General features: G+C 64.6%; 14 protein-coding genes and 1 tRNA gene. 8 read left to right on the top strand and 7 right to left on the bottom strand.

The genetic code is table 11. From position 1 onward, the window contains the following. The first annotated feature begins 6 nt into the window (after positions 1 to 6). Genes ACOQFP_RS22280 through ACOQFP_RS22265 form a run of 4 tightly spaced genes read left to right on the top strand, consistent with a single transcriptional unit; the run spans position 7 to position 3,876 of the window. Complete coding sequence (locus ACOQFP_RS22280; RefSeq protein ID WP_421585551.1) at positions 7 to 1,146, top strand: isobutyryl-CoA dehydrogenase; 1,140 nt, start codon at positions 7 to 9, stop codon at positions 1,144 to 1,146. Then, the gene (locus ACOQFP_RS22275; RefSeq protein ID WP_206489472.1) at positions 1,143 to 2,195 is read left to right on the top strand and encodes an enoyl-CoA hydratase/isomerase family protein; all 1,053 of its coding nucleotides are present in this window, start codon (positions 1,143 to 1,145) and stop codon (positions 2,193 to 2,195) included. The genes ACOQFP_RS22280 and ACOQFP_RS22275 overlap by 4 nt, the downstream gene beginning before the upstream one ends. Next, positions 2,195 to 3,103, top strand: coding sequence for a 3-hydroxyisobutyrate dehydrogenase (mmsB, locus tag ACOQFP_RS22270; protein ID WP_206489471.1), 909 nt, complete (start codon positions 2,195 to 2,197; stop codon positions 3,101 to 3,103). Before ACOQFP_RS22275 ends, mmsB begins: the two co-directional genes overlap by 1 nt. Beyond that, on the top strand, positions 3,100 to 3,876 hold the full coding sequence (locus ACOQFP_RS22265; RefSeq protein WP_421585550.1) for an enoyl-CoA hydratase: 777 nt from the start codon (positions 3,100 to 3,102) through the stop codon (positions 3,874 to 3,876). The genes mmsB and ACOQFP_RS22265 overlap by 4 nt, the downstream gene beginning before the upstream one ends. Positions 3,877 to 3,900: 24 nt before the next feature. Here ACOQFP_RS22265 and ACOQFP_RS22260 read toward each other — a convergent pair whose 3' ends face one another. From ACOQFP_RS22260 to ACOQFP_RS22230, 7 genes are all read right to left on the bottom strand, one after another. Next, the gene (locus tag ACOQFP_RS22260) at positions 3,901 to 4,725 is read right to left on the bottom strand and encodes a rod shape-determining protein (protein WP_206489469.1); all 825 of its coding nucleotides are present in this window, start codon (positions 4,723 to 4,725) and stop codon (positions 3,901 to 3,903) included. 102 nt (positions 4,726 to 4,827) lie between these two features. Further along, positions 4,828 to 5,361, bottom strand: coding sequence for a MarR family winged helix-turn-helix transcriptional regulator (locus ACOQFP_RS22255; protein WP_206489468.1), 534 nt, complete (start codon positions 5,359 to 5,361; stop codon positions 4,828 to 4,830). 84 nt (positions 5,362 to 5,445) lie between these two features. Beyond that, entirely contained in the window at positions 5,446 to 6,036 is a 591-nt protein-coding gene (locus tag ACOQFP_RS22250; protein ID WP_307830775.1) for a class I SAM-dependent methyltransferase, read from the bottom strand. Between the two features lie 11 nt (positions 6,037 to 6,047). Next, positions 6,048 to 6,938 carry a hypothetical protein gene (locus tag ACOQFP_RS22245; RefSeq protein ID WP_421585549.1) on the bottom strand — a complete coding sequence of 297 codons (891 nt, stop codon included), beginning with the start codon at positions 6,936 to 6,938 and terminating at the stop codon, positions 6,048 to 6,050. Between the two features lie 60 nt (positions 6,939 to 6,998). Then, a tRNA-Arg gene (locus ACOQFP_RS22240) sits at positions 6,999 to 7,071 on the bottom strand. Positions 7,072 to 7,139: 68 nt separating this feature from the next. Then, positions 7,140 to 7,859 carry a DUF305 domain-containing protein gene (locus ACOQFP_RS22235; RefSeq protein ID WP_341245442.1) on the bottom strand — a complete coding sequence of 240 codons (720 nt, stop codon included), beginning with the start codon at positions 7,857 to 7,859 and terminating at the stop codon, positions 7,140 to 7,142. Further along, positions 7,859 to 8,740 (bottom strand): DUF3105 domain-containing protein, encoded by an 882-nt coding sequence (locus ACOQFP_RS22230; RefSeq protein WP_206489465.1) that lies wholly within the window; start codon positions 8,738 to 8,740, stop codon positions 7,859 to 7,861. Before ACOQFP_RS22230 ends, ACOQFP_RS22235 begins: the two co-directional genes overlap by 1 nt. A 231-nt stretch (positions 8,741 to 8,971) precedes the next feature. Between ACOQFP_RS22230 and argS the strand changes: the two genes are divergently transcribed. From argS to thrC, 4 genes are read left to right on the top strand one after another with little or no spacing between them, the layout of a single operon-like run. Further along, positions 8,972 to 10,624, top strand: a complete 1,653-nt coding sequence (gene argS / locus ACOQFP_RS22225) for an arginine--tRNA ligase (RefSeq protein WP_421585548.1) — start codon at positions 8,972 to 8,974, stop codon at positions 10,622 to 10,624. Next, positions 10,621 to 12,042: a diaminopimelate decarboxylase gene (gene lysA / locus ACOQFP_RS22220; RefSeq protein WP_421585547.1), complete on the top strand. Its 1,422-nt coding sequence runs from the start codon at positions 10,621 to 10,623 to the stop codon at positions 12,040 to 12,042. Before argS ends, lysA begins: the two co-directional genes overlap by 4 nt. After that, on the top strand, positions 12,039 to 13,340 hold the full coding sequence (locus tag ACOQFP_RS22215) for a homoserine dehydrogenase (RefSeq protein WP_206489462.1): 1,302 nt from the start codon (positions 12,039 to 12,041) through the stop codon (positions 13,338 to 13,340). The genes lysA and ACOQFP_RS22215 overlap by 4 nt, the downstream gene beginning before the upstream one ends. After that, positions 13,337 to 14,404, top strand: coding sequence for a threonine synthase (gene thrC, locus ACOQFP_RS22210; RefSeq protein ID WP_206489461.1), 1,068 nt, complete (start codon positions 13,337 to 13,339; stop codon positions 14,402 to 14,404). Before ACOQFP_RS22215 ends, thrC begins: the two co-directional genes overlap by 4 nt. Positions 14,405 to 14,412: the final 8 nt, after the last annotated feature.

Here is a 14,412-nt window from a genome sequence, read left to right as displayed (position 1 = left end):
GGCGTGATGTTCACACTGAACGAGGACGAGCGAGCGATCAACGACACCGCTCGCGAATTCGCCGACGAACTTCTCGCGCCCAACGCCGTCGAGTGGGATCAGAACAAGCACTTCCCGGTCGACGTCCTGCGCAAGGCGGCCGATCTGGGTATGGGTGGCATCTACATTCGCGAGGATGTGGGTGGATCGGGGTTGACCAGAGTCGACTCGGTACGAATATTCGAGCAACTCGCTACGGGCGATCCGTCCATCGCTGCATACATATCCATCCACAACATGGTTGCCTGGATGATCGACACCTACGGCACCGACGAGCAGCGCCGGACATGGCTTCCCGGCCTGTGTGCGATGGATCAGCTGGGCAGTTACTGCCTCACCGAGCCTGGCGCTGGATCGGATGCAGCACAGCTGAGCACCAAGGCCGTTCGCGACGGTGACGAGTACGTGTTGGACGGCGTCAAGCAGTTCATTTCCGGTGCAGGGACATCAGCGGTATACGTCGTCATGGCGCGTACCGGGGCTCCGGGGCCGAGCGGAATCTCGGCGTTCATCGTGCCCAAGGGCACCGACGGGCTCTCGTTCGGAGCGAACGAGAAGAAGATGGGTTGGAATGCCCAGCCCACCCGACAGGTCGTGCTCGAAGGAGTTCGTGTTCCGGCCGAGAATCTGCTGGGTAGCGAGGGCGGCGGTTTCCGGATCGCGATGAACGGTCTCAACGGAGGCCGCATCAACATCGCCGCGTGTTCGATCGGCGGCGCGCAGTCGGCTCTGGACAAGGCCGTCGCATACCTGGCCGAGCGCACGGCATTCGGAGCTCGGCTGCTCGATGCGCAGGCCCTGCAGTTCCGGTTGGCCGATTTCAGAACCGAACTGGAGGCGGCCCGAACTCTGCTGTGGCGCGCTGCGGATGCTCTGCAGCGCAACGCTCCGGACAAGGTCGAAATGTGTGCGATGGCAAAGCGGTTCGGAACCGACACCGGTTTCGACGTTGCCAACGGGTCGCTGCAATTGTTGGGCGGATACGGATATCTGTCCGAGTACGGCATCGAGAAAATTGTTCGCGACCTTCGCGTGCATCAGATTCTGGAAGGGACGAACGAAATCATGCGCGTCGTCGTTGCTCGATCGATCGTGGGTGCGGCATGAGCGATGTGATCGTCGAAGTCTCCGGTGGTATCGGCCGGATCGTGCTCAATCGTCCCAAAGCCATCAACGCGCTCGATCACGCGATGGTGCGCGAGATCGCACCGGCGTTGACGCAGTGGGCAACCGACGACGACATCGATGTCGTACTGCTCACCGGAGCAGGCGAGCGTGGACTGTGCGCGGGCGGCGACATCGTCTCGATCTACCACGACGCCAAGGAGGGTGGCAGTGCGAGCAAGGACTTCTGGCGTGACGAGTACATCCTCAACGCCGCGATAGCCCGATTCCCGAAGCCGTTCGTGGCCGTCATGGACGGCATCGTGATGGGCGGGGGCGTCGGACTCTCGGCCCACGCCAACACCCGAATCGTCACCGAACGCTCGAAGATCGCGATGCCGGAGGTCGGCATCGGTTTCGTCCCCGATGTCGGTGGAACGTATCTGCTCTCCCGTGCTCCCGGTGAGATCGGCACTCATTTCGCGCTCACCACAGCGAGAATGAACGCCGCGGATGCCATCGCGTCCGGTTTTGCCGATCACTACATTCCATCGGACAAGCTCGAAGACTTCTACTCGGCACTGGCAACCGTCAGTGTCGGTGAGGCCGTCTCGACGTTCAGCGAGCCTGCACCGGACTCGACCGTCGACCAGCAGGACTGGATCGACACCTGCTACGCCGGCGACGACGTTCAGGCCATCATCGATGCTCTCGCTGCCAGTTCGGTGCCGCAGGCCCAGCAGGCCGCACAGGACATTGCATCCAAATCGCCCGTCGCGCTGGCCGTCACACTGAGATCTCTGCGACGCGCAGCGACACTTCCGACGCTGGAGGCGGTGCTCGACGACGAGTACCGCGTGTCGGTCGCGTCGCTGAGCAGCCATGACCTCGTCGAAGGGATTCGGGCGCAGGTAGTGGAGAAGGATCGCAATCCGCAGTGGCAACCGCGTACGTTGGCGGAGGTCACACCCGAGGACGTCGACCGGTACTTCGCGCCTCTCGGGGACGCGGAGCTCGGCCTGTCGAACGCACATACAGAAGGTGAGCAGTGATGAGCGAGAAGACGATCGGTTTCATCGGCCTGGGCCACATGGGTGGACCAATGGCCGCCAATCTGGCTGCGGCGGGCTACACGGTGCAGGGCTTCGATCTGGTGCCCGCCGCTCTCGAGCAAGCCGCGAAAGACGGCGTCACCGTCATGGAATCGGCGGCCGCTGCCGTCGCCGGTGCCGACACCGTCATCACCATGCTGCCCAACGGCAAGCTGGTGCTCGGGTTGTATGCAGACCTGCTACCCGAGGCCGCGCCCGGAACGCTGTTCATCGACTCCTCGACCATCGATGTCGCCGACGCCCATGCCGCACATCGCCTTGCAGGCGAGGCCGGCCACCGCAGCATCGATGCGCCCGTCTCGGGCGGCGTCGGCGGGGCGACAGCCGGGACGTTGACTTTCATGGTGGGCGGTTCCGAGGAAGACTTCGCCTCTGCTGCAGCAGTTCTCGATGTCATGGGCCGAAAGGTCGTGCACTGCGGGGCCGCAGGAAACGGTCAGGCCGCCAAGATCTGCAACAACATGATTCTCGGCGTCTCGATGATCGCGATCAGCGAGGCGTTCGTCCTGGGGGAGAAGCTCGGACTGAGCAACCAGGCACTGTTCGACGTGGCCTCGACTGCATCCGGTCAATGTTGGGCCCTGACCACCAATTGCCCTGTGCCTGGTCCTGTTCCGACGAGCCCGGCGAACAACGACTACAAGCCCGGATTCGCTGCCGCGTTGATGGACAAGGATTTGAGCCTGGCTGCCAACGCGCTGCGGGACAACGGCGTCGAGGGCGTTCTCGGTTTGCAGGCCGCCGAACTGTACGCGCGATTCAAGGGAACCTCCGGGGGCGGTGCCGATGTCGACTTCTCCGGGATCATCAACGACATCCGCGAACGATCGAATGGAGCCGACCTGTGAGTGATTTCGAGACAATTCTGCTCGAGCGTCGGGGACGCGTCGGCATCATCACGCTCAACCGCCCGAAGGCGCTCAACGCGCTCAACTCTCAGTTGATGCGGGAGGTCGTCTCGGTGGTCGAGGAGCTCGACGCCGACTCGGGCATCGGTGCAATTCTGATCACCGGATCCGAGCGGGCGTTCGCCGCTGGTGCCGATATCAAGGAGATGCAGCCGAAGTCCTACATGGATGTCTACCTCGAGGATTTCTTCGCAGCATGGGACAGGTTGGCCTCGGCTCGAACACCGCTGATCGCGGCGGTGTCCGGGTACGCGCTCGGCGGCGGGTGCGAACTGGCGATGCTCTGTGATGTGCTGATCGCCTCCGACACAGCGGTATTCGGGCAACCGGAGATCAAGCTGGGCGTCATTCCGGGAATCGGTGGGTCACAGCGGCTGACCCGCGCGGTAGGCAAGGCGAAGGCCATGGAGATGTGTTTGACCGGCCGCAACATGAAGGTCGACGAGGCCGAGCGAGCCGGCCTCGTCTCGCGCATCGTGCCGGTCGCGGATCTCCTCGACGACGCCATCGCGACGGCGACGACCATTGCCGAGATGTCGCTGCCAGTGGCAATGATGGCGAAAGAGGCGGTGAACAGATCGTTCGAGTCGAGCCTGCGCGAGGGCGTGCTGTTCGAGCGCCGGGTGTTTCATTCGATCTTCGCAACCGAGGATCAGAAGGAAGGCATGTCGGCGTTCATCGAGAAGCGGACGCCGGACTTCAAGCACCGGTAGTTTCCGGTCTTCCGAGGTGCCGCTCTACCTGTCGGGAGACAGCAGGGCGGCACCGCGGGCCGAGACCAACTCCGGCATCGACGGCACCAGAGTGGTCAAGCCAGTTCGCTTCTCCAGTAACCGAGCTATCGACGTGATGTTCGCACCGCCGCCCACCACGACGATGGACTGCGCTCTGGCTCCGGACAATTGGAGCGTCTGCTCCACCAGCATGCCTGCGTACCGCACCGGCCCGGCAATGAGATCGTCGAAGTCGCGCCGGGTCAACACATGCCGCGCCGCGCCTGCGGTGTCCGTCGTGCTGACGACGGAGTCGACGCTGAGTTGCTCCTTGATGGCACGGCTTGCATCGATGTCGACACGCACGCCGTTCGATGAGAGCAGTCGGCGAACCGAATGATCGAGATCGTCTCCGCAGAATGTGGCAGTGCGCCGCGCCATGAGTGTGCGGGAGGACGCGAGATCGATGACGGTGACCGTGGTGCCGGTACTACCGATATCGCACAGCACCGTGACCCCGTGATTGGGAACCAGTCCGATGAAACGTAGGTAGCGCACTTGCGCAGCGGTTTCCGGTACCAGTGACGCAGTGCGAGCAGTGCCGCTGGTGGCGACCGTACCCGGATCGGTCGCCACTCGGTATGCGATGGCGGAGAACTGCACCGGTAGTGACATGGCTCCGGCGATGGAGTGGATGGCGTCGACGCCGGTGGCAATCGTGGTGGCCAAGGACTGCCCGGGCGCGCGGCGCACCGTACGAGAGACGATGGGCGTGCGGTGCGGGCTGTCCAGATACGTCAGAATTGCGCGTGCACCGTGCGCACCCGCTCCGACCCCCAACACCAGCACCCGGCCCCGCCCTTCAGCAGATCGACTCCGCCCTGTTCGCAAGGACATTCCACCACGAGCGGTACGGGTGTGCCATTAATTTGTGATCAGTCACCACAGAACTCAGAACGATGTGGATATGTCATCACTGTCGAAATCGCCTGCATCGGAACGCAGTTCCGCCAAGATGCGGATGAGCCCGAGCAACTTGTCGCGCGCGAGGCCGGGTTGGGCGAACACCAACGAGTTCAGACGCTCGGTGGCCTCGAGCGCCAACGTGCGTCCCTGATCGGTGATTTCGACCAGAGTGGTGCGTCGATCGCTCGGATGCGGAATGCGCCGAACGTATCCCACCGATTCGAGACGGTCGACAGCGTTGGTCACACTCGTGGGATGCACCTGCAGACGCGCACTGGCCTTCGCCATCGGTAGCGCACCGTTCTTGGTGAACGTCAGCAACGTCAGCAGCTCGTACCGCGAGAAGGTCAGTCCCGTGGGCTTGAGAGCTTCCTCGACCCGTGCCAGCATGATCTGCTGAGCGCGCATCAACGACGTCACGGCCGCCATACCGTCGGCGGCCTCGGGCCACCCGTGCTCGGTCCACTGTCGGTGGGCCTCTGCAATGGGGTCGAGTGGAAGCGGAGACGGTGCAGGCATACCGACCATCCTCCCACGGTGTCCGGTTCGCGTGCCCGTCGTATGAGTCGAGATTTGATCGCGATCACGCGATCGTTCGAACTCTCATGCCAACAATGCGGCCTTCCGTGCCACCGTGACAGCCCAGTCCGCGTCGGTTCGCCAGGGCCTAAGATCCCACGTCGCGAAACGATGTTCTACATCGAACCCGGTCGCAGCCAGATCCTGGTCGAGCATGTCCACCGTGTACTCCCGATCGGTGGCGAACCCGGTGACGAACACCCCGCCGTCGGTCAGGTGGGCCCAGATACGTTGGAGCGCTGCGCGTTCGGTACCGGGCTTCATGAAGACCAGTACGTTGCCCGCTGCCACGGCTGCATCGAACGTCCGTCCCAGATCCAGCGTCGTCAGATCGGCGACATGCACGTCGAGTTCGGGGTGTGCTCGCGCGGCCTCCGCCAGAACCGGATCGAGATCCACCGCGGTCACCCGGTGTCCGCGGCGAGCGAGTTCGGCACCGAGCCTGCCTGTGCCGCATCCGGCATCGAGGATGTTCGACGCAGGGGAGACCAGCGCATCGACCATCCGGGCCTCACCGTGCAGGTCCACGCCTCGCTCGGCCAGGCGGTCGAATCTTTCGATGTATCGCTTGGAATCGGCTGCAGAGTTCTCGGCCTGCCATCGTGTGGTCACCACGCCAGGGTAGGTCAGGTCAGGGCATCGAGTGCCGACCGGGCTTCGGCGACCCGAGCGCGGGCAGCCTCGTGCACGTCCATCGCCGAACGCACGTGTACCGAGCTTGCCTTCGATGCCTTCCGTGATTGTCGGGCCCGGGCTTTCGCCGCATCGAGTTCGGACTCGATCCGCGCGACCTCTGCTGCAGCGCTGTGTAGTTCGGCCTCGCATCGTTGGTGCTCGGCCGTGGCTTCCTCGGCGTCGATTCGCGCGGTATCGAGCTCGGCCTCGGCCGAGTCGAGTTCGGCGAGCAGACGGTTCCGTTCTGCTTCGTCGATGGTCGACCGATCGTCCTCGTGCTCATCCTCGGTCTCCCGTGCGTCGTCCTGCTCTGTGTCGTCATCCTCGGGGGCATCCGGAACGAGCGAGAGCAGGGCAGGTCCGAAGCCACTGTAGGTTTCGGCCGCCACGGTCCTGCCCGCGCGAACGCGGTCGCGAACGTCGAGGTCGGCCATCGCCGCGTTCAGGGTGTTGCCAATCTCGCGCACAGCGTTGTCACCGACGGTGATGCCCAGATCGTGTCCGAGCGAGACGGCCGTTTCGGTGAGGGCGCGTATCGAAGTGCTTCGAGCAGTGGACAACTCACGTAATCGACGCCCGTCGCCGCGCTGCTGGGCCCGTTCGAGTTGCTCGCCGAGGTCGAACAGTTCGGCCAGGGCCGACTCGTCCTGCCGGGCCAGATTGTTGACCAACCACGCCACGACGGTGGGCTTGCGGAGGGCACCGATCCTGGCGGCTCCGGCCTTGTCTCCGGCCTTCTTGAACTCGGTGGCGTACGCGGACCGGCGTGCGACGAAATCGGCGGGCGCAAGTGAGTACAGGGTGTCGACGACCGACTCGATATGGGGGAGATCCTCCGACATGGGAGTCCACCGTCTCGGTCGAGCGGGCACCCGGAGCAGGTGGCCGGCGTGAAAAATGTGTGCCCCCGGCAGGATTCGAACCTGCGGCCTTTCGCTCCGGAGGCGAACGCTCTATCCCCTGAGCTACGGGGGCGCACCGGCGAGGCCGGTGTGCCTGTTGGGCTGTACGAAAGACTAGCGTATACGCGGCCGGAGTCGAAATCACCCCAGGGGCAGTGGCTGCGCACCCTTCGCGGCGAGCATCTGCTTCATCAGCGTCGACTCGCCGGATTGTGTTTCGACCATGGACTTGGCCAAGTTGATCACCGCAGGTGACTGCGCGTGGGTGGTGGCGTACTCCATCATCGCCAGGCCGCCCTCGTGGTGGCGCAGCATGAGCTGCAGAAACAGCACGTCCACGTCCGAGCCCGTGGCCTGTCGAAGCGCTGCGAGTTCGGTCGAGTTGGCCATGCCCGGCATCGCCCTGGTGGGATCGGCAGATCCGGCATCCATCGACATCCCGTTCGCCGCGTGTCCGTGTGCGTCGTCCTCGCTCATCCACCCCATGTAACCGTCGGTGGAGATCGGTGCGCGATCCCACAGAGCCAACCAGCCCTGCATCTGTCCCACCTGGTTTTGCTGAGATGTGAGTATGTCGAACGCCAAGCTCTTGACTGCCTGGTCGGAGGCATTGGTCAATGCCACCGCGGCCATCTCGATCGCCTGCTCGTGGTGCACGGTCATGTCCTGAGCGAAGCCGACATCCACCGAGTCCGCTGCGGGTGAGTTGTCGCCGTCTCGGAACGGGCTCTTGACCAGAAAGCCCAACGCGAACCCGATGGCGAGGACGGCAATCAGGGCAAGCGCCACCAGCGCGACGCGTTGGCTGGGCTTGCCTGCGGAGTCAGGCGTCGGCGCGTTGTCGGTCGTCGTCTCGGTCATCAGTTCGACGGGATCTGCAGGTCGCTCGGCAGCTGCATTCCGCCTGCTCCGCCGGTCTCGCTCGTATCGGGAGCAATGCCGCCGCCGTCCATCGGCACCGCGTCGGGGCCGGGTGCGGAGGCGTCGAACAGGGGCGGGTTGTCCGGGTCGAAGGCGTTGTCGCCGGTTCCGGGCACCGATGCGCAGCTGGCACCGACCTCGGGGTAGGCGAAACGGTTGAGGCGCAGGGCCGAGATGAACTGGCTGATGCGTGCGTCGTCCACACTGTCCAGCTTGAGTTGGTGGCCCCAGGACTGCAGCGAAACCGGACTGTCGAGGCCGGGGTACGGCGACATCATCATCTGAGTTTCACCGTCGACGCGATCGGCCAGCGTCTGAATCTGGTCCGCGCTCAGATCGTCGGGGTTGTACGTGATCCAGACGGCACCGTGCTCGAGCGAATGCACCGCATTTTCGGAGCGGATGGCTTCGGGATAGACAATTCCGGTGCAGGTGGCCCACACGGCATCGTGCGGTCCACCGAACGGCGGCGACTGGTCGTAGGCGACTCGCTGCGAGCGTGCGACGTGCAGGGCCGCCGGATAGTCCTTCACCACGACCCCGTCGATATCGGTCGACGGATCCTGATTGCTCTCGCTGGGCGAGAACTTCTTCGCCTCGGCACTGTCCTGGTACTTCGGGTACAGGTTGAACCCGAGCCCCGCGACGAGACCGAGGACCACAACGACACCGGCAACGGTCAGCCAGGGGATCTGCCGCCCCTTGGCGGCGGGCACGCCGCTCTTCTTCTTGCCTGCTGACTTCTTGTTGGCCGCGTTGATGGCTTTGTTTGCCTTCGCAGCCGACTTGTTCTGGTTGCCTTTGTCGGGACCCGTTGGCATCGCTGTGGTTGCTCTCTCAGTCGAGGAAAGTGGGTGGTCGGTGGCGCTGTTGATTCGTTTCTGCTGGTGACGGCGGTAACGATGCATCATCTCCGCAGAGCGCCCTTACTGTACGTTCTTTGCCTGAGAGCGTGCTCAGAGCCTGCGGCGTCCGCATCGACCGGGTGAGCGCGGAAGCGGACGGGCAGTGCATGCGAGCACGCCGCGCACCAGCCAATAGGATAGCTACCTGTGACTCCCGCCGATCTTGCCGAACTGCTGCATGCGACCGCCGCGAAGGTGCTCGCCGACCGCGGCCTCGACGCATCCGTTCTACCTGCGAAACTGACCGTCGAGCGTCCCCGCAACCCCGAGCACGGCGACTACGCGACCAACGTGGCGCTGCAGGTGGCGAAGAAGGCCGGAGCCAACCCTCGCGATTTCGCCGGTTGGCTCGCCGAGGCCCTCGCGGCCGATGCCGCAATCGCGAGCGCCGATGTCGCAGGCCCCGGATTCCTGAACATCAGGCTGGCCGCCGCAGCGCAAGGTGAAATCGTTGCCCGAGTGCTGGCCGACGGCCCGGCCTTCGGCAGCGGATCGTCGATGGCGGGCAAGAAGGTCAACCTCGAGTTCGTCTCGGCCAACCCGACGGGCCCGGTGCATCTCGGCGGAACCCGGTGGGCTGCTGTTGGCGACGCACTCGGTCGCATCCTGACCGCTCACGGCGCGGAGGTCACCCGGGAGTACTACTTCAACGATCACGGCGCTCAGATCGACCGTTTCAGTCGCTCACTCATCGCCGCGGCGAAGGGAGAACCCGCACCGGAGAACGGATACGCGGGCGAGTACATCGCCGAGATCGCATCGCAGGTGCTCGCCCGGGAGCCGCAGGCCCTCGAACTGGCTCCGCAGGCACAGGAAGAAACGTTCCGATCGATCGGAACCGAGCTGATGTTCGACCGGATCAAGGCGAACCTGCACGATTTCGGCGTCGATTTCGACGTCTACTTCCACGAGAACTCGCTGTTCGACTCGGGTGCCGTCGACGCATCGGTCGAGTACCTCAAGACGTCGGGCAGTCTGTACGAGGAGGACGGTGCCTGGTGGCTCCGATCCACCGAGTACGGCGACGACAAGGATCGTGTGGTCATCAAGAGCGACGGCAACGCCGCCTACATCGCAGGTGATATCGCCTACTTCCAGAACAAGCGCCAGCGCGGCTTCGACCTGTGCATCTACATGCTCGGAGCCGACCACCACGGATACATCGGACGACTCAAGGCCGCTGCGGCAGCCTTCGGCGACGATCCGGGCACCGTGGAGGTGCTCATCGGGCAGATGGTCAACCTCGTGCGCGACGGCGTCGCGGTGAAGATGAGCAAGCGCGCCGGAACCGTCATCACCCTCGACGACCTGGTCGACGCCATCGGCGTCGACGCCTCCCGGTACGTCATGATCCGATCGTCCGTCGACTCGAGCATCGACATCGACCTCGCTCTCTGGGCGAGTGCGAGCAACGAGAATCCCGTCTACTACGTCCAGTACGCGCACGCCCGCTTGGCCTCGCTCGCACGCAATGCCGCCGAACTGGGGATCTCGGCCGACAATCCCGATCTGAGCCTGCTGACGCACGAGCAGGAGGGCGAGTTGATCAGGACGATCGGCGAGTACCCGCGTGTGGTGGCCAGTGCTGCCGAACTACGTGAACCCCACCGAATTGCCCGCTACCTCGAGGAGTTGGCGGGTGCCTACCACCGTTTCTACGGTGCGTGTCGAGTACTTCCACAAGGAGACGAGGAGCCCGGAGCTGTGAACACCGCACGACTGGCGTTGGGGAACGCGACCCGGCAGGTTCTGGCCAACGGCCTCGAACTGCTCGGGGTCACCGCACCGGAGCGCATGTGAGCGCACATCCGGCGGGACCCAAGCATGCCGGTGGTCCCGCCGAACAGACGACGCCCGAGCGCCCGGCGGTGGCGTCGGAGATGACGACGCTGCCCGAGCAGGTGTGGCCCCGCAACGCCGAGCGCGGCGGCGATGGAACCGTCCGGCTCGGCGGAGTCTCGGTGACCGATCTCGCGGAGCAGTACGGCACGCCGTTGTTCGTCGTCGACGAGGACGACTTCCGTTCGCGCTGTCGCGACATGGCTGCTGCCTTCGGGGCACCCGAGCGGGTGCACTACGCCTCCAAGGCTTTTCTCTGCGGCGAGATCGCTCGCTGGGTTGCCGACGAAGGACTGTCCCTCGACATCTGCTCCGGCGGCGAGCTGGCCATCGCGTTGGCAGCCGGATTCCCCGCCGACCGAATTGCCATGCACGGCAACAACAAATCGGTTGCCGAACTCGAGGCGGGCGTGCGCGCCGGCGTCGAGCATGTGGTTCTCGACTCGACCATCGAGATCGACCGTCTCGACGCAGTCGCCGGTGCCGCGGGAGTGGTTCAGGACGTCCTCGTTCGCATCACCGTCGGAGTCGAGGCGCACACGCACGAGTTCATCGCGACCGCGCACGAGGACCAGAAGTTCGGCTTCTCGCTCGCTGACGGCTCGGCGCTCGAGGCGGTGCGCCGGGTGTTCGCGGCCGACAATCTGCGCCTCGTCGGTTTGCACAGTCACATCGGCTCGCAGATTTTCGAGGTCGACGGTTTCGAACTGGCAGCGCACAAGGTGATCGGCCTGCTTCGAGACATCGTCTCGGAGTTCGGTGTCGACAAGACCGCGCAGATATCGACACTCGATCTCGGTGGCGGCATGGGCATCTCGTATCTGCCCAGTGACGATCCGCCGCCGGTGGAGCAGTTGGCCGCGAAGCTGACCGAGATCGTGCGGACGGAATCGGCCGCAGTGGGTCTGCCGGTGCCGACCATTGCCGTCGAACCGGGTCGCGCGATCGCCGGACCGGGAACGGTGACGCTGTACGAGGTCGGGACCATCAAGGATGTCACCGTCGACAAGGCGACCCGCCGTCGCTACATCAGCGTCGACGGGGGAATGAGCGACAACATCCGGACCTCGCTGTACCAGGCCGAATACGATTGCCGATTGGTCTCGCGCACGAGCGAGGCCGAGGCAGTCATGGCCCGCGTGGTCGGAAAGCACTGCGAGAGTGGCGACATCGTCATCAAGAACACATGGATGCCGGCCGATGTCGGCCCCGGTGACCTGCTGGCTGTCGCGGCCACCGGTGCCTACTGCTACTCCATGTCCAGTCGCTACAACCTGCTGACGCGGCCCGCGGTGGTCGCAGTCCGGGACGGGCAGTCGCGCCTGATCCTGCGGCGGGAAACCATCGAAGATCTGCTCAGCTTGGAGGTTCAGTCATGACATCGAAGCCGATAGGCGTCGCGGTACTCGGGCTCGGAAACGTCGGCAGCGAGGTCGTCCGGATCATCACCGAGAACGCAGCGGATTTCGAGGCGAGAATCGGTGCGCCACTTGAAATTCGAGGTATCGCGGTGCGCCGGGTGGACGGCGATCGCGGTGTTCCTGCCGAACTGCTCACCGACGACCCGGCCGAGTTGGTCGGTCGCGAGGACGTCGACATCGTCGTCGAGGTGCTCGGCGGCATCGACATTCCCCGCACCCTCGTGCTCTCTGCCCTCGAGAAGGGCAAGTCCGTCATCACGGCGAACAAGGCACTGTTGGCCGAGTACACCGGAGAGCTGGCAGACGCGGCCGAGAAGTCGCGCGCAGACCTGTATTTCGAGGCTGCCGTGGCCGGAGCCATTCCGGTCGTTCGCCCCCTGATGCAGTCCCTCGCAGGTGACCGTGTGAACAAGGTCGCCGGAATCGTCAACGGCACCACCAACTTCATTCTCTCGGCCATGGACGAGACCGGAGCGGACTACGCCGAAACGCTTGCCGAGGCCGGGCGTCTGGGTTACGCCGAAGCCGACCCCACCGCGGACGTCGAAGGCTACGACGCGGCGTCCAAGGCTGCCATTCTGGCGTCCATCGCGTTCCATACCCGGGTGACCGCAGGCGATGTCTACCGCGAGGGCATCAGCAAGATCACCTCGGACGATCTCGAAACCGCGAAGTCCTTGGACTGCACCATCAAGCTGTTGGCCATCTGCGAACGCATCGTGACGCCCAAGGGCAAGGAGCGGATCTCTGCTCGGGTCTACCCGGCGCTCGTGCCTCTGAATCACCCTTTGGCCTCGGTGAACGGCGCGTTCAACGCCGTGGTCGTCGAAGCCGAGGCAGCCGGACGGCTGATGTTCTACGGTCAGGGCGCGGGCGGTTCGCCGACCGCGTCCGCGGTGCTCGGCGACCTGGTGATGGCTGCGCGCAACAAGTTCTACGGCGGACGAGGCCCGCTCGAGTCCAAGTACGCCAAGCTCAAGGTGGCCCCCATGGGTGACATTCTCACTCGCTACTACGTCAGCATGCAGGTTGCCGACAGGCCCGGTGTGCTGGCCACCGTAGCGGCCGAGTTCTCCAAGCGTGACGTCAGCATTTCGACCGTGCGGCAGCACGGGGCCGGTGACGGGGCCAGGCTCGTGGTGGTCACCCACCTCGCGGCCGACTCGGCCCTGTCCGAAACCGTTGCATCTCTCGAGCAGCTCGACGTGGTCGTGCACGTCGCCAGCGTCCTCAGATTGGAAGGCACCACCGTATGAGCGTCCACACCCCCTGGCCCGGCCTGATCGAGGCCTACCGTCCGCGTCTGGCCATCGGCCCGGATTGGAAGACCGTCACGTTGCGTGAGGGCGGGACGCCGCTGCTACCGGCCGGACATCTGTCGGAACTGACCGGCTGCACGGTGCATCTGAAGGTCGAAGGGCTCAACCCCACCGGTTCCTTCAAGGACCGTGGAATGACCATGGCCGTCACCGACGCGCTCGCACGTGGGCAGGAAGCCGTGCTGTGCGCCTCCACCGGCAACACCTCCGCCTCCGCCGCTGCCTACGCGGCCAAGGCCGGAATGACCTGTGCGGTGCTGGTTCCGCAGGGCAAGATCGCGATGGGCAAGCTCGCCCAGGCAGTGATGCACGGAGCCAAGATCATTCAGGTGCAGGGCAATTTCGACGATTGCCTCGAACTGGCACGTAAGACAACCGCGGAGTTCCCGACGATCGGTCTCGTCAACTCGGTCAACCCCGTCCGGATCGAGGGTCAGAAGACGGCGGCGTTCGAGATCTGCGATGCACTCGGCGACGCGCCGGACATCCATGCTCTTCCGGTCGGGAACGCAGGCAATATCACCGCGTACTGGCGCGGCTACTCGGAGTACTTCCGTGACGGCCTCACCACCCGCAAGCCGCGCATGCTCGGAGTCCAGGCGGCAGGCGCTGCACCGCTGGTTCATGGTGCTCCCGTGCAGGATCCGGAGACCATCGCCACCGCCATCCGCATCGGCTCGCCCGCGTCCTGGAACGGTGCCGTCAACGCGAAGGAAGAATCGGACGGTGCATTCCGCGCAGCCACCGACGAGGAGATTCTCGAGGCCTACCGACTGATCGCGAAGACCGAGGGAGTGTTCGTCGAGCCCGCGTCCGCGGCCAGCGTCGCCGGATTGCTCGCGGCGCGAAAGGAAGGCTGGCTCGAACCGGGCCTGACCGTCGTGTGCACCGTGACCGGAAACGGTCTCAAAGATCCTGACACGGCCTTGTCGGGAATGCCTGTCGTCGAACCGATTTCGGTCGATCCCGTCGCTGTCGCGGCTGCGCTCGAGCTGGCCTGAGTTGACGG

It is taken from the genome of Rhodococcus sp. MALMAid1271, from assembly GCF_049195265.1.
Classification (GTDB): Bacteria; Actinomycetota; Actinomycetes; order Mycobacteriales; family Mycobacteriaceae; genus Rhodococcoides.
The sequence above is the reverse complement of the archived record's forward strand: the minus strand, read 5'-3'. Positions and strand labels throughout refer to the sequence as shown.